The sequence below is a fragment of the Methylobacterium sp. J-078 genome (assembly GCF_022829285.1).
In the GTDB taxonomy this organism is placed as follows: domain Bacteria; phylum Pseudomonadota; class Alphaproteobacteria; order Rhizobiales; family Beijerinckiaceae; genus Methylobacterium.
Genome location: NZ_JAKSYI010000112.1, coordinates 1 through 19864, shown reverse-complemented (window position 1 = coordinate 19864; position 19864 = coordinate 1). Strand labels below are relative to the sequence as shown.

The following is a 19864-nucleotide window of genomic DNA, read 5'->3' as shown; positions in this document are numbered from 1 at the left end:
CAATCTTGCGGCGCCAGCCCGAACCGGCACCGAGCAAGAGCGATGCCGGACGGCCCGGCGGACCGGTCGTCAGGCCGGCATGGCCGCGACGGAGATCGACGGCAGGGACGAGCCGTTCATCTCGCCGTAATGCGAGGAGAACGCCCCGGCATGCGGCAGTTTGATGATGTCGGCGGAGCCAGCGAGCAGCTGCTCGTAGGCGGCCACGTACTTGCGCACCATGCACTCGGCGGTGAACTGGGACTCGAAGTGCTTGCGCACGCCGGCCCGGCTCATGGTCTTGACCTTGGCGACGGCTTCCACAGCATCGTCCATCGAGTCGCAGAGAACGCCCGATACGCCATCGGCGATGACTTCCGGCACGGAGCCGTTGCGGAACGCGATCACCGGCGTACCGGCCGACATCGCCTCGATCATGACGAGGCCGAAGGGCTCCGGCCAGTCGATCGGGAAGGCCAGCGCCAGGGCGTTGCCGAGGAAGTCCTTCTTCTGCTCCTCGTTGATCTCGCCGATGAACTCGACGAGGGGATGGTGGATCATCGGCTCGATGACCTCGTCCCAATAATCCTGGTCCGCCTTGTCGACCTTCGCGGCGATCTTGAGCTTGACGCCCGAGCGGATCGCCATCTCGATGGCGCGGTCGGGGCGCTTCTCCGGGGAGATGCGGCCGAGGAACGCGAGGTAGCCGCCCTTGGCCTCCGGGTAGAAGGGGCAGTTCTGCGCCGGCAGTCCGTGATGGATGGTCGAGAGCCAGTTGACATTCTCGGGCATCGGATCACGCTGGTTGTCCGAGATCGACACCAGGGGCATGCCCGTGAAGGTCCGGTAGACCGGCATGAAGTCGGGCACGTCCAGGCGACCGTGCATCGTCGTGAGGCACTTGTGGTTCAGATCCTCGAACATCGGGTACTGAAGCAGGTCGATGTGGAAGTGCAGGATATCGAATTCGTGGGCCCGCTTGTGCACGTGGTGCAGCATGGCGAGATGGCTCGCGGTGTGGTCCCGGTAGCCGAGGAGGCGCAGGCCCTCCGGCGTGCAGGCCGCCAGCTTGGCCGAAGTCTCTGAATCGCCGCTCGCGAACAGGGTCACGTCGTGGCCCTGGCGGACCAGCTCCTCCGTGATCCAGGACACCACGCGCTCGGTGCCGCCGTAGAACTTCGGGGGTACCGCCTCCGAGAGCGGAGCAATCTGAGCAATGCGCACGAAGCGTCTCCTGTGAGGTCGAATTGTTGCGCCGACCTAACGCGATCCGGCCTGAGTGGGACATGAACGAAACAGACAGCCAAGGTTATGGTTCCCGAGGTTCGGGGTCCGCCAGCCCTGCCTGACACTTCGTCCCAGATGTCCCCGATATCCCTGGTTCGCGCTGTCTGGTATACCAGCTGGGCCGCTGATCGGTCCTGCAAGAAGCCGGCCGCCGTTTCCCCTGCGCGGATCGGTCGTGTTGTGCGGAACGATAGGAGAACTACCTGAGGCGCATGGCCGAATTTGTGCGACGCACGACGCCCTTGTTTCACCTCGGGGGGTCGTCTAAGCCTCGCGCCCGTGCAGTCTGGCATTGGAGCAATTCCATGTGGCCGGCCGTGCCCTGGGCGCCCCGCATGCCCGCGAACACGAGAGGTCCAGCATGACCGGCCTGATGGCAGATTACCTGCCGCTCATCGTCTTCATCGGCGTGTCCATGTTCATCGCCGTGGCGCTCCTCGTGGCACCGTTCCTCGTTGCCTATAACAGCCCCGATCCCGAGAAGCTGTCGGCCTACGAGTGCGGTTTCAATGCGTTCGATGACGCGCGCATGAAGTTCGACGTACGCTTCTATCTCGTGGCGATCCTGTTCATCATCTTCGATCTCGAAGTCGCGTTCCTGTTTCCCTGGGCCATCACCTTCGGGGAACTCGGCTGGTTCGGCATGTGGTCGATGATGGCCTTCCTCGGCGTTCTGACCGTCGGCTTCGTCTACGAGTGGCGCAAGGGCGCCCTCGAATGGGACTAACGCCCCCGAATCGCGCAATCCTCGAAGTCCGACCGTCCGAAGCCTGATCCCGAGAAACCGATGGCCTTCAGCCCCGACCTCTCCCGCGCCCCGGCGATCGCACCGGCCCCCAAGGGGATCATCGATCCCAATACGGGCCTGCCCGTGGGTGCCAACGACCCGACCTTCCTGTCGATCAACAGCGAACTCGCGGATCGCGGCTTCCTCGTCACCTCCACGGACGATCTCATCAACTGGGCCCGCACCGGCTCGCTGATGTGGATGACCTTCGGCCTCGCCTGCTGTGCCGTCGAGATGATGCAGATGTCTATGCCGCGCTACGATTGCGAGCGCTTCGGCTTCGCGCCGCGTGGGAGCCCGCGCCAGTCCGACGTGATGATCGTCGCCGGCACGCTCACCAACAAGATGGCCCCGGCGCTCCGCAAGGTCTACGACCAGATGCCGGAGCCGCGCTACGTGATCTCGATGGGCTCCTGCGCCAACGGCGGCGGCTACTATCACTATTCCTACTCGGTGGTGCGCGGCTGCGACCGGGTGGTGCCGGTGGACATCTACGTTCCGGGCTGCCCGCCCACGGCCGAGGCGCTGCTCTACGGCGTGCTCCTACTCCAGAAGAAGATCCGCCGAACCGGCACGATCGAGCGCTGAGGGAGGACGTACCGCATGACAAACGGCATCAGCATTCTCGCCCATACGGCGCCCGAATCCGGCATCGGCGCCCTTCAGCGAATCGGCGACCACGTCGCCGGCGCCCTGGGGCCCGCCATCGTCTCACGCACCATCGCGTTCGGTGAACTGACCCTCGTGGTGCAGGCCAGCGATATCGTCTACGCGCTGACCTACCTGCGCGACGACCCGGCCTGCGCCTTCCGCTGCTTCATCGACATCTGCGGGGCCGACTATCCGTCTCGCGAAAAGCGCTTCGACGTGGTCTACCACCTGCTCTCCCTGCGCCATAACACCCGCATCCGCGTGAAGGTGCAGACCGACGACCAGAGCCCGGTGCCTTCCGTCATCGATGTGTTCCCGGCGGCCAACTGGTTCGAGCGCGAGACCTACGACCTCTACGGCATCCTGTTCTCGGGCCACCCGGACCTGCGCCGGCTGCTCACCGATTACGGTTTCGAGGGGCACCCCTTGCGCAAGGACTTTCCGCTCACTGGCTTCGTCGAGGTCCGTTACGACCAGGACGAGGCGCGCGTGGTCTACGAGCCCGTGAAGCTCACCCAGGAATTCCGGAACTTCGACTTCCTCTCGCCATGGGAGGGCACCGAGTACGTGCTCCCGGGCGACGAGAAGAAGTCGGCCTGAGCGGCGGAGCGAGGCCATGACCGAGCACAATATCCGCAACTTCGCGATCAACTTCGGACCGCAGCACCCGGCGGCGCACGGCGTGCTGCGCCTCGTGCTCGAACTCGACGGCGAGATCGTCGAGCGGGTCGATCCGCATATCGGCCTGCTTCATCGCGGCACCGAGAAGCTGATCGAGCACAAGACCTACCTTCAGGCGACGCCCTATTTCGACAGGCTCGACTACGTCTCGCCGATGAACCAGGAGCACGCCTTCTGCCTCGGCATCGAGAAGCTGCTCGGCCTCCAGGTTCCGCGCCGCGCGCAGCTGATCCGCGTGCTGTTCTGCGAGATCGGCCGCATCCTCTCGCATCTTCTCAACGTCACCACGCAGGCGATGGATGTCGGCGCGCTCACGCCCCCGCTCTGGGGGTTCGAAGAGCGCGAGAAGCTGATGATCTTCTACGAGCGCGCTTCGGGGGCGCGTCTCCACGCCAACTACTTCCGGCCCGGCGGCGTGCACCAGGACCTGCCGCCCGTGCTGATCGACGACATCGAGGCGTTCTGCGACCCCTTCCTGCAGGTGGTCGACGATCTCGACAACCTCGTCATGGGCAACCGCATCTTCAAGCAGCGCAACGTCGACATCGGCATCGTCACCGTGGACGAGGCCATGGCCTGGGGCTTCTCGGGCGTGATGGTGCGCGGCTCCGGCATCCCGTGGGACCTGCGGAAATCGCAGCCCTACGAGTGCTACGAGGAGATGGAATTTGACATTCCCGTGGGCAAGAACGGCGACACCTACGATCGCCAGGTCATCCGCATGGAAGAAATGCGGGAATCCGTGAAGATCATGAAGCAGTGCTGCGCCAAGCTGCGCGAGCCTGCCGGCCAAGGTCCGATCGCCGCCACCGACGGCAAGATCGCGCCTCCGCCCCGCCGCGAGATGAAGCGCTCGATGGAAGCGCTCATCCACCACTTCAAGCTCTACACCGAAGGTTTCCACGTGCCGGCCGGTGAGGTCTATGCGGCCGTCGAAGCGCCCAAGGGCGAGTTCGGCGTCTACCTCGTCTCCGACGGCACCAACAAGCCTTACCGCTGCAAGATCCGCGCTCCGGGATTCGCCCATCTCCAGGCGATGGACTGGATGTGCCGCGGCCACATGCTGGCCGACGTGTCCTGCGTGCTCGGCACGCTGGACATCGTGTTCGGCGAAGTGGACCGGTGAGGATCAAGGTTCAGAACTGATGGCCAACCGCAGACTCGCCCCCGCCTCCGAACAGCCCGCCGCCTTCGCGTTCTCATCCGAGAACGCCGACTGGGCCAAAGGGCAAATCGAAAAATACCCGGAGGGGCGTCAGGCCTCGGCCGTGATCCCGCTGCTGTGGAAGGCGCAGGAGCAGAACGGTGGCTGGCTGCCGCAGAAGGCCATCGAAGCGGTGGCCGACGAACTCGGCATGCCGCATATCCGGGTGCTCGAAGTCGCGACCTTCTACACGATGTTCGCCCTGGAGCCGGTGGGCAAGTTCTGGATCCAGCTCTGCGGCACGGTACCGTGCGATTCCTGCGGCGCCCGCGGGTTGAAGGATTACCTGCACCATCGCCTCGGCGCGCCGGGCCACGTGAGTGCCGACGGCAACTTCTCCTGGCTCGAGGTCGAGTGCCTGGGTGCCTGCTGCAACGCGCCGATGGCGCAGATCAACCAGGATTACTATGAGGACCTGACGCCGGATCTCCTGGGCAAGCTCATGGACGATCTGGCCGCCGGACGTCCCGTGAAGATCGGTTCCCAGGTCGGCCGGACCTCTTCCGAACCCCTCGGGGGCGCCGACACGTTGACCGACGCGACCCTGTTCGATGGCTCGCGGGTGGGTGCGTGGCGCAAGCGCTTCGAGCAGAAGGACGAAGAGAACGAGGCCGGCAAGGCGGAGGCTGCGTCCTCAGAGCAGCGCGCCGCCTCCGATCCGAAGCCCGCCCGTCCGGATGCCGGTCGCGCAGTGGGTACGTCTGCCACGGATGCCCCGGCCCAGCGCGCGGCCGCCGGCGAGACGCCTGTGAAGGCCGGCGACAAGGTGGATGCCGCCGACCGCACGGAATCGACGGCCCAGCCGAATAAGTCGGCCCCCGCCGCGCCCGAGACCATCGCGAAGGCCGAGGCGGCCGGCGCCGAAGCGGGTACGCAGTCGGCGCTGCCTCGCAACGAACCGCCGCCGCAGCCGGTGAATTCGGGCGCCAGCGCCGATGCGCCGGCACCTGCTTCCGCTCCCCACCCGTCCGACCCCAAGAAGGGGAACTGACATGCTCGCCGATCAGGATCGCATCTTCACGAACCTCTACGGCCTGCACTCGCCGGGCCTGGACGCGGCCAAGCAGCGCGGTGCCTGGGACGGCACGAAGTTCCTGCTCGAGATGGGCCGCGACTGGATCATCGACGAGATGAAGCAGTCGGGGCTGCGCGGGCGCGGCGGCGCCGGCTTTCCCACCGGCCTCAAGTGGTCGTTCATGCCCAAGAAGTCCGATGGGCGCCCGCACTACCTCGTCGTCAACGCCGACGAGTCGGAGCCGGGCACCTGCAAGGACCGGGAGATCATGCGGCACGATCCGCATCTCCTGATCGAGGGCTGCATGCTCGCCTCCTTCGCGATGGCGGCCCATGCCTGCTACATCTACATCCGCGGCGAGTACGTGGCTGAGAAGCACGCCCTCCAGCGCGCGGTGGACGAAGCCTATGCGGCGAGACTCGTCGGCAAGGACAACGTCCACGGTTACCCCTTCGACATCTACGTCCACCACGGCGCCGGTGCCTACATCTGCGGCGAGGAGACGGCGCTGCTGGAGAGCCTCGAGGGCAAGAAGGGCATGCCGCGCCTGAAGCCCCCGTTCCCGGCGAACATGGGCCTCTATGGCTGCCCGACGACGGTAAACAACGTCGAGTCGATCGCGGTGGCGGGCACGATCCTGCGACGGGGCGGCGCCTGGTTCGCCGGCCTCGGCGGCAAGAACAACACCGGCACCAAGCTGTTCTGCGTCTCCGGGCACGTCAACAAGCCCTGCAACGTCGAGGAAGAGCTCGGGATCACCTTCCGCGAACTCGTCGACAAGCATTGCGGCGGCATGCGTGGCGGCTGGGACAACCTGCTCTGCTCCATTCCCGGCGGCTCCTCGGTGCCCCTGGTGCCGGCCGAGCAGATCATCGACGCCAAGATGGACTTCGACACGCTCAAGAACCTCGGCTCCGGCCTCGGAACGGCGGCGGTGATCGTCCTCGACCGGTCCACCGACATCGTCTCGGCGATCGCCCGCATCGCGTACTTCTACAAGCACGAATCCTGCGGCCAGTGCACGCCCTGCCGCGAGGGCACGGGCTGGATGTGGCGCGTGATGCTGCGCATGGCCGAGGGGCGCGCGCAACGTCGCGAGATCGACATGCTGCTCGACGTGACGAAGCAGATCGAGGGCCACACGATCTGCGCCCTCGGCGACGCGGCGGCCTGGCCGATCCAGGGGCTCATCCGGCACTTCCGGCCGGAGATCGAGAAGCGCATCGACCGTTACAGCGCCAATCCTCATTCCGATCCGGTGCCGATGGCGGCGGAGTGATCCGCGCCTCGCATCAACCCGAATTCGAACCTGAGACCCACGCATGACCAAGATCGTCGTCGACGGCACCGAGGTCGATGTTCCGGCGGAGTACACGCTGCTCCAGGCCTGTGAGGCGGCGGGCGCGGAGATTCCGCGCTTCTGCTTCCATGAGCGGCTGTCCATCGCGGGCAATTGCCGGATGTGTCTTGTCGAGCTGAAGGGCGCCCCGAAGCCCGTGGCCTCCTGCGCCTACGCGGTCAAGGATTGCCGGCCCGGCCCCAACGGCGAGCCGCCGGAGGTGCTGACGCGCTCCGGCCAGACCAAGAAGGCGCGCGAGGGGGTGATGGAGTTCCTCCTCATCAATCACCCCCTCGACTGTCCGATCTGCGACCAGGGCGGCCATTGCGACCTGCAAGATCAGGCGATGGCCTACGGCGTCGACTCGACCCGCTACGGCGAGAACAAGCGCGCGGTGGAAGAGAAGTACATCGGTCCGCTAGTGCGGACCGCCATGAACCGCTGCATCCACTGCACGCGCTGCGTCCGCTTCCTCGCGGAGGTGGCCGGCGTACCGGACCTCGGCGCCATCGGGCGCGGCGAGGACATGGAGATCACGAGTTACCTCGAATCCGCCATGGGTTCGGAGTTGCAGGGCAACGTGGCCGACCTCTGCCCCGTGGGCGCCCTCGTCCACAAGCCGCAGAGCTACGAGGTCCGGCCCTGGGAGTTGTCGAAGACCGAGTCCGTCGACGTGATGGATGCGGTCGGCTGCGCCATCCGGGTCGATGCCCGCGGCCGCGAGGTCATGCAGATCGAGCCGCGCGTTCATGAGGGCATCAACGAGGAGTGGATCTCCGACAAGACCCGCCACGCCGTGGACGGCCTGCGCACCCAGCGCCTCGACCGGCCGTATCTGCGCGAGAACGGCCGCCTTCGCCCCGCCTCCTGGGGCGAGGCCTTCGCTGCCATCGCCGCCAAGGTGAAGGGCACCGACCCGAAGCGCATCGGCGCCGTGGTCGGCGACCTTGCGGGTGTCGAAGAAATTTACGCCCTCAAGGCGCTCATGACGTCCCTCGGGGTAACGAACCTCGATTGCCGACAGGCCGGCGAGGCCATCGATCCGGCCTGGGGCCGGGCTGCCTACACCCTCGGCACCAGCATCGACGGAATCGAGGAAGCGGACGCGATCCTCCTCGTTGGCACGAATCCGCGCCTGGAGGCCTCCCTCCTCAACGTCCGCATCCGCAAGCGCTGGCGCATGGGGCCGCTGGCGGTCGGTCTCATCGGCGAGGCGGTCGACCTCACCTATCCCCATACCTATCTCGGTGCCGGCCCCGAGACCCTGGCCGATCTCGCCTCCGGCCAGCACAGCTTCGGCGAGGCGCTGAAGGCGGCGAACCGGCCCCTGATCATCGTCGGCACGGGCGCGCTCGCCCGGCCGGACGGCGCTGCGATCCTCGCCGCCGCGTCGAAGCTCGCCAAGGACATCGGCGCGGTCATGCCCGAGTGGAGCGGCTTCGGCGTGCTCCAGACCGCGGCCGCCCGCGTCGGCGCCCTCGATCTCGGCTTCGTGCCGGCAGAGGGCGGCCTCGATTTCGCCGGGATGACCCAGGCCGGCGCTCTCGACGTGGTCTTCAGCCTCGGCGCCGACGAGGTCGAGATCGGGCCGGGCGCCTTCGTGGTCTACCAGGGCACCCACGGGGACCGGGGCGCCACCCGCGCCGACGTCGTCCTGCCGGGGGCCGCCTACACCGAGAAGAGCGCCACCTACGTCAACCTCGAGGGCCGCGTGCAGACCACCAACCGCGCCGGCTTCCCGCCGGGCGACGCCCGCGAGGATTGGGCGATCCTGCGGGCCCTGTCCGACGTGCTGGGTAAGCGCCTGCCGTTCGATTCGCTGAGCGCCCTGCGCCGGGCGCTCTACGCCGAGCATCCGCACTTCGCCGCCCTCGACGCCATCGCGCCGAGCGATGCGGTCACCACCCTGGAGACCCTGTCGGGCCTCGGCGGCGAGCCCACCCGCACCGGTTTCGTCGCGGCGGTCCCGGACTTCTACCTCAGCAACGCGATCGCCCGCGCCTCGCGCGTGCTCGCCGAGTGTTCGAGCCTCGCCCGGGTGCGCGGCCTCGAAGCGGCCGAATAAGGATCTCCTGCGATGACCTTCTGGGAAATCCTCGGCACCGTCCTGCTGCTTGCGCTCAAGAGCTTCGTGCTCCTGGCGCTGCTCCTCGTCTTCATCGCCTATGCCTTGCTGGCCGACCGCAAGATCTGGGCGGCGGTGCAGCTGCGTCGCGGCCCCAACGTGGTCGGGCCCTGGGGCCTGTTCCAGTCCTTCGCCGATCTCCTGAAGTTCGTCCTGAAGGAGCCGATCATCCCGGCCGGCGCCAACAAGGCGCTGTTCCTGCTGGCGCCCCTGGTCTTCGCCACCCTGGCGCTCGCCGCCTGGGCGGTGATTCCGCTGGCCGAGGGCTGGGCCATCGCCGATCTCAACGTCGGCATCACCTACATCTTCGCGATCTCGTCGCTCGGCGTGTACGGCGTCCTCATGGGCGGCTGGGCCTCGAACTCGAAATACGCCTTCCTGGGCGCGCTGCGCTCGGCCGCGCAGATGATCTCCTACGAGGTCTCTCTCGGGTTCGTCATCATCTGCGTCCTGCTCTGCGCCGGCTCCCTCAACCTTTCGCGCATCGTCATGGCGCAGGACACTTCGCTCGGCATCCTCGGCTGGTACTGGCTCTGGCTGTTCCCGATGTTCGTGGTGTTCTTCATCTCGGCGCTCGCCGAGACGAACCGCCCGCCCTTCGACCTGCCGGAGGCCGAATCTGAGTTGGTCGCGGGCTACATGGTCGAGTATTCCTCGACCCCGTACCTGCTCTTCATGCTGGGCGAGTACGTGGCCATCATGACCATGTGCGCGCTCGGCACGGTGCTGTTCCTCGGCGGATGGCTCTCGCCGATCCCGTTCGCGCCCTTCACCTGGGTGCCGGGCCTGATCTGGTTCGCCCTCAAGGCCAGCTTCCTGTTCTTCATGATCGCCATGGTGAAGGCCATGGTGCCCCGCTACCGCTACGACCAGCTCATGCGCCTCGGTTGGAAGGTCTTCCTGCCGCTCTCGCTCGTCTCGGTCGTCGTCGTCGCCTTTGTCCTCAAGCTCACCGGCCTCGCGCCGGGCGCCTGACATCACGGAGATCCGAGCCATGAAGCTCGATCAGGTCGCTAAGGGTCTGCTGCTCAAGGAGTTCGCGTCCGGGTTCGTCCTGGCGATGAAGTACTTCTTCAAGCCCAAGGCCACGATCAACTACCCCTTCGAGATGGGCCATCGCGGCCCGCGCTTCCGGGGGGAGCATGCGCTCCGCCGCTATCCCAACGGCGAGGAGCGCTGCATCGCGTGCAAGCTCTGCGAGGCCATCTGCCCCGCCCAGGCGATCACCATCGAGGCCGGCCCGCGCCGCAACGACGGCACGCGCCGCACGACCCGCTACGACCTCGACATGGTCAAGTGCATCTATTGCGGCATGTGCCAGGAAGCCTGCCCGGTGGATGCCATCGTGGAGGGGCCGAACTTCGAGTTCTCGGTCGAGACCCGCGAGGAGCTCCTCTACGACAAGGAGAAGCTCCTCCTGAACGGCGACCGCTGGGAGCGCGAAATCGCCCGCAACCTCGCGGTTGACGCGCCCTATCGCTGAGTGCGGGCCGTCCGCGGAACGCGGATGAGACAGAGCGCCGATTCCGTGCCCACGGATACGGTGCCGAGGCGCCGAGGCGGTTGTGCGCCGCAGGGGCGGGTTCTATAGACGGGCGGCCGGTGGGCCGTGGCACAATTTCGGCAGAAGGGGCCGTCCTCGGGACGGCTGATCTCTAGAATCGCATGAGCGCAGCCGCTGCCTTCTTCTACCTGTTCGCAGGTGTGACCATCGCCTCGGGCTTCATGGTGATCGCCTCGCGCAATCCCGTGGCCTCCGTGCTCTTCCTCATCCTCGCCTTCGTGAACGCCGCCGGGCTGTTCGTGATGATGGGCGCCGAATTCCTCGCGATGATCCTCGTGGTCGTCTACGTGGGCGCCGTCGCGGTGCTGTTCCTGTTCGTCGTGATGATGCTCGACGTCGACTTCGCGCAGCTGCGCCAGGGCTTCCAGCAATACCTGCCCATCGGCGCGCTGATCGGCGCCGTCTTCCTGATCGAACTCCTGCTCGTTGTGGGATCGTGGACCATCGATCCCGGCCTCGTGCAGACGCCCCTCAACCCGGTGCCCCCGGCCGAGGCCGTGACCAACACCCAGGCGCTCGGCCGGGTGCTGTACACGGACTACGTCTTCTTCTTCCAGCTCGCCGGCCTGATCCTCCTCGTCGCGATGATCGGCGCCATCGTGCTCACCCTTCGCGACCGTCCGGGCGTCAAGCGCCAGAACATCTCGGTGCAGAACGCGCGCACGCAAGGCATGGCGGTGGAGACCCGCAAGGTACCCTCGCGCCAGGGCGTCGAAGTCTGATGGCCGATACCGGGAGACACCGCCGATGATCGGCCTGAGCCACTACCTGACAGTCGCGGCGATCCTGTTCACCCTGGGGGTGCTCGGCATCTTCGTGAACCGGAAGAACGTCATCGTCATCCTGATGTCCGTCGAGCTGATCCTGCTCGCGGTAAACATCAACCTCGTCGCCTTCTCCACGCACCTCAACGACATCACCGGACAGGTCTTCGCCCTGTTCGTGCTGACCGTGGCGGCGGCGGAAGCGGCCATCGGCCTCGCCATCCTCGTCGTGTTCTTCCGAAACCGCGGCTCCATCGCGGTCGAGGACGTCAGCATGATGAAGGGCTGAGCGGGAGGCCCATCCCCTTGACGCTCGGCGTCGCGCTCCGCGCGAAGCCGTTGCGGTGACACGAACCACAGGGCGCCGCCCCGGCTCCCGCGCCATGCGCGGATCCGAGCGCGTCCCAGGAGGCCGGACAAGCCAGCGATGTATCACGCGATCGTCTTCCTCCCGCTCGTCGGTGCGCTGCTCGCCGGCCTGTTCGGCCGCCAGCTCGGCCCGAAGCTCAGCGAGGGCATCACCACCGGGCTCCTCGCTTTCTCGGCTCTGCTCTCCTGGGGCGCCTTCCTGGAAGTGCCCGGCAGCGAGCACGCCACCCGCGTCCAGGTGGCGACCTGGTTCACCGCCGGCGACCTCGTGGTCGACTGGGCCTTCCGCATCGACACCCTGACGGTGATCATGCTGGTGGTCGTGACCTCGGTCTCGACCCTCGTGCACCTCTACTCCATCGGCTACATGGAGGAGGATCCGCATCGGCCGCGCTTCTTCGCCTACCTGTCGCTGTTCACCTTCGCCATGCTGATGCTGGTGACGGCCGACAACCTCGTGCAGATGTTCTTCGGTTGGGAGGGCGTCGGCCTCGCTTCCTACCTGCTGATCGGGTTCTGGTACGAGAAGCCTTCGGCGAATGCGGCCGCCATGAAGGCCTTCATCGTCAACCGCGTCGGTGATTTCGGCTTCTCGCTCGGCATCTTCCTCGTCTTCGTCCTCACGGGCTCGATCGCCTTCGACGGCATCTTCGCCCGCGCGCCCGAGATCAAGGACGCGACCTTCCACTTCCTCGGCTACGATTGGAGCGCCTGGACGCTCGCCTGCCTGCTGCTGTTCATGGGCGCCATGGGCAAGTCGGCGCAGTTCCTGCTGCACACCTGGCTGCCCGACGCGATGGAGGGGCCGACCCCCGTCTCCGCGCTCATCCACGCCGCAACCATGGTGACGGCCGGCGTGTTCATGGTTGCGCGCCTGTCGCCGCTGTTCGAACTCGCGCCGAACGCCCTCATCGTCGTCACGGTCATCGGCGGCATCACGGCGTTCTTCGCGGCCACGATCGGCCTCGTGCAGAACGACATCAAGCGCGTGATCGCCTACTCGACCTGCTCGCAGCTCGGCTACATGTTCGTGGCCCTCGGCGTCGGTGCCTATTCGGCCGCCGTGTTCCACCTCTTCACCCACGCCTTCTTCAAGGCGTTGCTGTTCCTCGGCGCCGGCTCGGTCATCCACGCGATGCACCACGAGCAGGACATGCGGAACATGGGGAATCTCCGCCGCTACATCCCCTTCACCTCCGCGATGATGACCATCGGCACGCTCGCGCTGATCGGCTTCCCGTTCACGGCCGGCTACTACTCGAAGGACGCGATCATCGAGGCGGCCTACGCCTCCACGCGGCCGGGCCACACGCTCGCCTTCCTGTGCACCGTCGTCGCCGCGCTGATGACGTCGTTCTATTCCTGGCGCCTGTTCTTCATGACCTTCGAGGGGCCCGCCCGCTGGGCCCATCACGGCGCGGCCCATCACGACGACCACCATGCGGCGGCACATGCATCGGCCCAGGCCGACGGCGCGCCGGGCCATCACGAGGGCGTCGCCCACGACGATCACGGCCACGACGTCGAGCCCGCCTCTCACAGCGCCATCGAGCACCACGATCATGCGCACACCCCGCATGAGAGCCCGCTGGTGATGACGATCCCGCTCGGCATCCTGGCTTTCGGCGCGCTCTTCGCCGGCCTGATCTTCAAGAACCGCTTCATCGGCGAGGGCATGGACAAGTTCTGGGGCCACGCGCTCGGCCACGGTCCCGACAACCACATCATGCACGACATCCACTCCGTGCCGGCGCTGGTGGCGTATTCGCCCTTCATCATGATGCTGATCGGCTTCGTGCTGGCCTATTGGATGTATATCCGCCGGCCCGAACTGCCCGGCCAGCTCGCCGCCCAGCAGCCGAGCCTGTACCGGTTCCTCCTCAACAAGTGGTACTTCGATGAACTCTACGACCGGATCTTCGTCCGGCCGGCCAAGGATTTCGGCAAGTTCCTCTGGAAGGAGGCCGACGGCCGGGTCATCGACGGCATGGGTCCGGACGGCATCGCCACCCGCGTCCTCGACGTGACCCGCGGCGTGGTCCGCTTCCAGACCGGCTACGTCTATCACTACGCCTTCGTCATGCTCGTCGGCGTCGCCGCCCTCATCAGCTGGTACATGCTGACCGGCTTGCCCAAGGTCGCCCATTGATGGCCGCTGTCACGTATCGGAGCGCCTGCTGATGTTCGGCCTCGGAATCCTCTCCGGCCTCCTCATCGTGCCGCTCTGCGGCGCGGCCTTCATCCTAACCCTCGGCGAGGAGACCGAGGCCTCGAAACGCAACGCCCGCTGGGCCGCGCTGATCACCACGCTGGCCACCTTCCTGCTCTCGCTGGTGGCCTGGGGCCGCTACGACGCGACGACCGCGAGCTTCCAACTCGTCGAGACCCATGCCTGGCTGAGCGAGACCACCCGGTTCAAGCTCGGGGTCGACGGCTTCTCGATGCCGCTGATCCTGCTGACCACCTTCCTGATGCCGTTCTGCATCGGCGCCTCGTGGCTCTCGGTGAACACCCGGGTGAAGGAGTATTTCGTCGCCTTCCTCGTCCTCGAGACGACGATGATCGGGGTGTTCTGCGCCCTCGACCTGGTGCTGTTCTACCTGTTCTTCGAGGCCGGCCTGATCCCGATGTTCCTCATCATCGGCATCTGGGGCGGCAAGCGGCGCATCTACGCCAGCTTCAAGTTCTTCCTCTACACCCTGCTCGGCTCGGTGCTGATGCTGCTCGCCATCATGGCGATGTACTGGCACGCCGGCACCACCGACATTCCGACCTTGCTGCACACCCGCTTCCCGGTCGGCATGCAGACCTGGCTCTGGCTCGCCTTCTTCGCCTCCTTCGCGGTGAAGATGCCGATGTGGCCGGTCCATACCTGGCTGCCCGACGCGCACGTGGAGGCGCCCACCGCCGGCTCGGTGATCCTGGCGGGCATCCTCCTGAAGATGGGCGGCTACGGCTTCATCCGCGTCTCGCTGCCGATGTTCCCGGACGCCTCCCACGCCTTCGCGCCGATGGTGTTCGCTCTCTCGGTGATCGCGATCATCTTCACCTCGCTGATCGCGCTGATGCAGACCGACATCAAGAAGCTCATCGCCTACTCCTCGGTGGCGCATATGGGCTTCGTGACGCTGGGCCTGTTCACGATGAACGAGCAGGGCATCCAGGGCGCGCTGTTCCTGATGATCTCGCACGGCATCGTCTCGGGCGCGCTCTTCCTCTGCGTCGGTGTGGTCTACGACCGGATGCACACCCGCGAGATCGCCGCCTATGGCGGCCTCGTGAAGCGGATGCCGCTCTACGCGGCGGCCATGATGGTGTTCACCATGGCCAATGTCGGCCTGCCCGGCACCTCCGGCTTCGTCGGCGAGTTCCTGGCCATGATGGGCGCCTTCCGGGCCAACCCGACGGTGGCCTTCTTCTCGGTCTTCGGCATCATCCTCTCGGCCGGCTACGCCCTTTGGCTCTATGCCCGGGTGATCTACGGAAAGCTCGAGAAGCCCAACCTGCAGGGCATCCTCGACCTGGATCTGCGCGAAAAGATCATCATCGCGCCCCTCGTCGCCCTGACGATCTACTACGGCGTCCACCCGGCCCCCGTGCTCGACACCTTCGCGCCCTCGACGGAAGCGTTGATGCAGAGCATGCGGACCGCGCTCTCGAACACGCAGACCGCTGCGGCCACCCTGCCGCCCGCGTCGCGCTGAAGGCTTTGACCCGATGAACGCCGCTCAGATCGTCCTGCCCGCGCTCGGACCCGCCCTGCCGGAGCTGATCCTCAGCCTCGGCGTGCTGGTGCTGATCCTCTATGGTGCGTTCCGGGGCGAGCGCTCCGCCGAAGGCGTCAACGTCGGCGCGCTGATCCTGCTGGTCGTCGCGCTGTTCGCGGTGATGTCCCAGTCGGGCGCCAAGGTGACGACGCTGAACGGCTCCTTCATCGTCGACAACTTCTCGAAGGTGATGAAGGCGCTGATCCTGATCGGCTCGGCGGCCACGATCCTGCTGTCTCGGGACTACTTCCAGCGCGCCCGCATCGACCGGTTCGAGTTCCCGATCCTGCTCGTGCTCTGCACGATCGGCATGATGGTGATGGCCTCGGCCAACGACCTCATCTCGCTCTACCTCGGACTCGAGTTGCAGTCGCTCGCCGCCTACGTCATCGCGGCCTTCCACCGGGACAATCTAAAGTCGACGGAAGCCGGGCTGAAGTACTTCGTCCTCGGCGCCCTCTCCTCGGGCATGCTCCTCTACGGCGCCTCCCTGGTCTACGGCTTCACCGGCACGGTCTCGTTCCCCGGCATCGTCGCGGCGCTCGACGGCACGGCGGGCCTCGGCATCGTGCTCGGCATCGTCTTCGTGGCGGCCGGCGTCGCCTTCAAGCTCGCGGCCGTGCCGTTCCACATGTGGACGCCCGACGTCTACGAGGGTTCGCCGACGCCGGTGACCGCCTTCTTTGCCTCGGCGCCCAAGATGGCCGCCATGGCGATGACGGTGCGGCTCTTCATCGGCGCCTTCCCGGACGTGACCGCCGTCTGGCAGCAGATCATCGTCTTCGTGGCCATCGCCTCGATGGCGCTGGGCTCGTTCGCCGCCATCGGCCAGCGCTCGCTCAAGCGCCTGATGGCCTACTCGTCCATCGGCAACGTCGGTTACGCCCTGGTCGGTCTCGCCGCCGGCTCGCAGGAAGGCATCCGCGGCGTCGTCGTCTACATGATCATCTACCTCGCGATGACGCTGGGCGCCTTCGCGGTGCTGCTGTCCCTGCGGCGCGGTGGCGAGATGTTCGAGACCGTGGACGATCTCTCCGGGCTTTCGCGCACGCATCCGATCCTGGCCTTCTGCCTCGCCGCGATGATGTTCTCGCTGGCCGGCATCCCGCCGCTCGCCGGGTTCTTCGCGAAGTACTACGTCTTCGCCGCCGCCATCAAAGCGGACCTCGTGGCGCTGGCGGTGATCGGCGTCGTCACCAGCGTGGTCGGAGCCTTCTACTACCTGCGCCTCGTCAAGGTGATGTACTTCGACGAGCCGGTCGCCGCCTACGAGCCGATGCCCCCGGGCCTGCGCATCGTCCTCGGCCTGGCGAGCGTGGTGGTGGTGCTGTTCTGGATCGTGCCGGCCCCGCTCGTTGGTGCCGCCGGTGCCGCCGCCAAGTCGCTGTTCTAGACCCTTGGACGGCTACGGCCTCGGCACCCTGGCGCGGGGGGAGGGCCACCGCCTCCACGTCCATGACCGCCTCGGCTCCACCAACACCGAGGCCCTGGATCTCTTCCGTGCAGGCGAGGCGGGGCCCCTCTGGATCGTCGCCCGGCGTCAGGATTCGGGCCGGGGCCGGCGCGGCAATGCCTGGCTGTCCGAGGCCGGCAACCTGACCGCGAGCCTGCTCTGGCCGGTGGACGCGATCGATCCGGCGCAAGTGCCGACGTTGGGTTTCGTCGCGGGCGTCGCGCTTGTCGCGGCGCTGAAGCGGGCGACCGAGGGCGGTTCGCTGGCCCTGGTGGGTGGCGGTTCGGCCGATCAAGGACGTCGCGGGTCCCCTCTCCTGAAAGGAGAGGGACAGGGTGAGGTGCGTGACCTCTCCGGAAATGGACCACACCTCACCCCAGCCCTCTCCGTCCAGGAGAGGGAGGCGCCGAATCCGGAAATCCGCAGTGATGTGGATGGCGCTTTATGCGCCTCAAAGTTCTTCGACCTCAAATGGCCGAACGACGTGCTGTCTTCGGGTGCCAAGCTCGCAGGGCTCCTGCTGGAGGCGGAGAGCCGGCCCGGCGGCGGCCGCGCGGTGGTGATGGGCTTCGGCGTCAACGTCGCTGCGACGCCACAGGGCTTGCCTTATCGCGCGACGTGCCTCAGGCAGAGAGGGTACGACACGCGCGCCGAGGATCTGTTCGTCCAGCTGACGGATACGATCGTCGACGCCGCGCGACTTTGGGATGGTGGCCGCGGGTTCTCAGGGATCCGCGAGCGCTGGATCGCCGACGCGGCCGGGATCGGTGCGCCGGTCTCCGTGCGGACAGGCGACACTCTCGTACACGGAATTTTCGAGACGATCGACGAGGCCGGGCGGCTCGTGGTCCGATCGGAGGATGGAACGCGACGGACCGTGACGGCGGGCGAGGTGCATTTGGGAACGGCCGCGACGGCGGCTTGAGGTTTTACGGACAATGACGACAGGGCAAGACGAACTCGTCTTCGTGCCGCTCGGCGGCGTGGGCGAGATCGGCATGAACGCGGCGCTCTACGGCTTCGGGCCGCCCAAGCGCCGCAAATGGATCATGGTCGATTGCGGAATGGGCTTTGCCGGCGAGGAGGGATTCCCCGGCATCGACCTGATGTTCCCGGATCTCAGCTTCATCGAGGAGCGCAAGGACGACCTCCTCGCCATCTTCATCACCCACGCGCACGAGGACCATATCGGCGCGATCGGTGAGCTTTGGCCCAAGCTCAAGGCGCCCGTCTACGCGACGCGCTTCGCCAAGAACCTGCTCGAGGCCCGCCGCCTCAGCGAGCCGGGTGCGCCCAAGGTCATTCTCAAGGAGATCCAGGCCGGCCGCCGCGTCCAGGTCGGGCCCTTCGAGATCGAGTACGTTCCGGTCTCGCACTCGATCCCCGAGTCGAACGCCGTCGCCATCCGCACGCCGCACGGCCTGCTGCTTCACACCGGCGACTGGAAGCTCGACCCGACCCCGATCCTCGGCGACGTGACCTCGGAGGCCACCTTCCGGGCGCTCGGCGACGAGGGCATCCTGGCGATGATCAGCGATTCCACCAACGTCGTGCGCGAGGGCCGCTCTCCGAGCGAGGCCGAGGTCGCCGCCACCCTCCGCGAGCTCATCGCCGACGCCCCCCACCGGGTCGCGGTGACCACCTTCGCCTCCAACGTCGCCCGCATGCGCGCGGTCGCCGAGGCGGCCCAGGCCTGCGGCCGCGAGGTCATCGCGGTCGGGCGTGCCATGGACCGGGTCATCGGCGTCGCGCGCGAGTGTGGCTTCCTCGACGGCCTTCCGGAATTCCGCTCGTCGGACAGCTATGGCTACCTGCCCCGGGACAAGGTTGTCGCGCTGCTCACGGGCTCGCAGGGCGAAGAGCGGGCGGCCCTCGCCCGCGTCTCCCGCGACGACCACCCCGACATCACCCTGGCGGCCGGTGACCGCGTCATCTTCTCCTCCCGGGCCATTCCCGGCAACGAGCGGGCGGTGGGTGCGATCATCAACGACCTCATCAACGCCGGCATCGAGGTGGTCACCGACCGCACGAAGCTCGTCCACGTCTCGGGCCATCCCCGGCGCGACGAGATGGCGGAGATGTACGCCTGGACCCGTCCGCAGACGGCGATCCCCGTGCACGGCGAGGCCCTCCACCTGGACGAGCACGCGCGCTTCGCCAGGGCCCAGGGCGTGCCGAATATCGTCAAGGCCCGCAACGGCAGCGTGGTGCGCCTCGCCCCCGGCACGCCGGAGATCGTCGACCACGTCAAGGCCGGGCGCCTGTTCAAGGACGGCAACGTCCTGATCGACGGCAAGGACCGGGCCATCCCCGAGCGCCGCAAGCTTTCGCAGGCCGGGCTCGTGTCGGTGGCCATCGCCATCGACGTTCAGGGCGAGATCCTGGGCGAACCCGCCATCGACATCATCGGCCTGCCCAATCGCGGCCGCACCGGCCAGCCGATGCTGGACGTGGTGGTCGATTCCGTCTCGCGCACGCTCTCGGGGCTGTCGAAGCCCAAGCGCAAGGACGCCGAGGCGGTCGAGAAGGCCGTCGACCGGGCGATCCGCTCGGCGGTGAACGAGGTCTGGGGTAAGAAGCCCGCCTGCCACGTGCAGGTGGTGGAGGTCTAGTGCTGAAACCCTCCCCCCTCTGCGGGGGAGGGTGCCTGCGGAGCAGGCGGGAGAGGGGGAAGCCTTCTTCGGAAGCGGCGCTCCCCTCATGCGGGACTTCGTCCCGGCCCGACCCGCTTCGCGGGCCACCCTCTCCCGTAGGGGGGAGAGGGATTGTTTGCGTCGCGGATTTTTCGAAGGGGAGCAAACCATGATCGGACGCCTGAATCACGTCGCCATCGCGGTCCGCGATCTCGACGCCGCCTGCGCCATCTACCGGGACACCCT

18 protein-coding genes are annotated in these 19864 nt (G+C 66.9%); 17 read left to right on the top strand and 1 reads right to left on the bottom strand.

Annotated features, from left to right (window positions below):
- Positions 1-69 precede the first annotated feature (69 nt).
- The gene (locus MKK58_RS18535; RefSeq protein WP_243913657.1) at positions 70-1203 is read right to left on the bottom strand and encodes a glycosyltransferase family 4 protein; all 1134 of its coding nucleotides are present in this window, start codon (positions 1201-1203) and stop codon (positions 70-72) included.
- 424 nt (positions 1204-1627) lie between these two features.
- On the opposite strand from MKK58_RS18535, the gene MKK58_RS18530 reads away from it, so the two are divergent.
- The 17 genes from MKK58_RS18530 to MKK58_RS18450 form a co-directional block, all read left to right on the top strand.
- Entirely contained in the window at positions 1628-1993 is a 366-nt protein-coding gene (locus MKK58_RS18530; protein WP_238280752.1) for an NADH-quinone oxidoreductase subunit A, read from the top strand.
- Between the two features lie 60 nt (positions 1994-2053).
- On the top strand, positions 2054-2641 hold the full coding sequence (locus MKK58_RS18525) for a NuoB/complex I 20 kDa subunit family protein (RefSeq protein ID WP_238280751.1): 588 nt from the start codon (positions 2054-2056) through the stop codon (positions 2639-2641).
- Positions 2642-2656: 15 nt separating this feature from the next.
- The gene (locus tag MKK58_RS18520; RefSeq protein ID WP_243913656.1) at positions 2657-3304 is read left to right on the top strand and encodes an NADH-quinone oxidoreductase subunit C; all 648 of its coding nucleotides are present in this window, start codon (positions 2657-2659) and stop codon (positions 3302-3304) included.
- Between the two features lie 16 nt (positions 3305-3320).
- Positions 3321-4511, top strand: coding sequence for an NADH-quinone oxidoreductase subunit D (locus MKK58_RS18515; protein WP_243913655.1), 1191 nt, complete (start codon positions 3321-3323; stop codon positions 4509-4511).
- Positions 4512-4530: 19 nt separating this feature from the next.
- Entirely contained in the window at positions 4531-5580 is a 1050-nt protein-coding gene (gene nuoE / locus MKK58_RS18510; protein ID WP_243913652.1) for an NADH-quinone oxidoreductase subunit NuoE, read from the top strand.
- A 1-nt stretch (position 5581) separates the two neighbouring features.
- Positions 5582-6883, top strand: a complete 1302-nt coding sequence (nuoF, locus tag MKK58_RS18505) for an NADH-quinone oxidoreductase subunit NuoF (RefSeq protein ID WP_243913650.1) — start codon at positions 5582-5584, stop codon at positions 6881-6883.
- A gap of 43 nt (positions 6884-6926) precedes the next feature.
- Positions 6927-9008: an NADH-quinone oxidoreductase subunit NuoG gene (gene nuoG / locus MKK58_RS18500; RefSeq protein WP_243913649.1), complete on the top strand. Its 2082-nt coding sequence runs from the start codon at positions 6927-6929 to the stop codon at positions 9006-9008.
- A gap of 12 nt (positions 9009-9020) precedes the next feature.
- Positions 9021-10043, top strand: coding sequence for an NADH-quinone oxidoreductase subunit NuoH (gene nuoH / locus MKK58_RS18495; protein ID WP_238280745.1), 1023 nt, complete (start codon positions 9021-9023; stop codon positions 10041-10043).
- 19 nt (positions 10044-10062) lie between these two features.
- Positions 10063-10551 carry an NADH-quinone oxidoreductase subunit NuoI gene (gene nuoI, locus MKK58_RS18490; protein ID WP_055947361.1) on the top strand — a complete coding sequence of 163 codons (489 nt, stop codon included), beginning with the start codon at positions 10063-10065 and terminating at the stop codon, positions 10549-10551.
- Between the two features lie 182 nt (positions 10552-10733).
- Positions 10734-11354 carry an NADH-quinone oxidoreductase subunit J gene (locus tag MKK58_RS18485; RefSeq protein ID WP_243913648.1) on the top strand — a complete coding sequence of 207 codons (621 nt, stop codon included), beginning with the start codon at positions 10734-10736 and terminating at the stop codon, positions 11352-11354.
- Between the two features lie 25 nt (positions 11355-11379).
- The gene (nuoK, locus tag MKK58_RS18480) at positions 11380-11685 is read left to right on the top strand and encodes an NADH-quinone oxidoreductase subunit NuoK (RefSeq protein WP_243913647.1); all 306 of its coding nucleotides are present in this window, start codon (positions 11380-11382) and stop codon (positions 11683-11685) included.
- A gap of 138 nt (positions 11686-11823) precedes the next feature.
- Entirely contained in the window at positions 11824-13914 is a 2091-nt protein-coding gene (gene nuoL / locus MKK58_RS18475; RefSeq protein ID WP_243913646.1) for an NADH-quinone oxidoreductase subunit L, read from the top strand.
- 31 nt (positions 13915-13945) lie between these two features.
- Entirely contained in the window at positions 13946-15469 is a 1524-nt protein-coding gene (locus MKK58_RS18470; protein ID WP_243913645.1) for an NADH-quinone oxidoreductase subunit M, read from the top strand.
- Positions 15470-15482: 13 nt separating this feature from the next.
- Positions 15483-16925, top strand: a complete 1443-nt coding sequence (nuoN, locus tag MKK58_RS18465; protein WP_243913644.1) for an NADH-quinone oxidoreductase subunit NuoN — start codon at positions 15483-15485, stop codon at positions 16923-16925.
- Entirely contained in the window at positions 16891-17910 is a 1020-nt protein-coding gene (locus MKK58_RS18460) for a biotin--[acetyl-CoA-carboxylase] ligase (RefSeq protein ID WP_409565274.1), read from the top strand. The genes nuoN and MKK58_RS18460 overlap by 35 nt, the downstream gene beginning before the upstream one ends.
- Positions 17911-17923: 13 nt before the next feature.
- Positions 17924-19597 (top strand): ribonuclease J, encoded by a 1674-nt coding sequence (locus MKK58_RS18455; RefSeq protein WP_243913642.1) that lies wholly within the window; start codon positions 17924-17926, stop codon positions 19595-19597.
- 190 nt (positions 19598-19787) lie between these two features.
- On the top strand, positions 19788-19864 hold a 77-nt coding region (locus MKK58_RS18450), incomplete at its 3' end, for a VOC family protein (protein ID WP_409565273.1).